Here is a 274-nt window from a genome sequence, read left to right as displayed (position 1 = left end):
GCACATCACGGATACCCGTTTTTGACAGCAGCTCCTGTTTGTACGCATTTATCTTATTTTCGTAATGTTTTACCGTTTCCGCCCATTGCTTAAGGCGTTCTGTCCATCGTCCGGCTTCAATCGCCCCTTCAGGGTTGGCGTCGATGGCAACAGGTATCCCTGCCTGAGCGCCGGAAATAACAATCAGTGAAGCGACGAATGCCGCCATAATTTGCTTTTTCATGGGTGATTCCTCAATTCAGGTTCGCCTGTTCCAGATAGGTATCAAGCCACT

The 274-nt window shown here is 48.9% G+C and carries 1 pseudogene; it reads right to left on the bottom strand.

Annotation, left to right across the window (positions count from 1 at the left end):
- Positions 1 to 223, bottom strand: a pseudogene (locus tag RTW80_RS29245) (pilus assembly protein); the annotation flags it as partial.
- Positions 224 to 274 lie beyond the last annotated feature (51 nt).

This window comes from Escherichia sp. AM3 (assembly GCF_032029835.1).
Taxonomy (GTDB): Bacteria; Pseudomonadota; Gammaproteobacteria; order Enterobacterales; family Enterobacteriaceae; genus Escherichia; species Escherichia coli.
The sequence above is the reverse complement of the archived record's forward strand: the minus strand, read 5'-3'. Positions and strand labels throughout refer to the sequence as shown.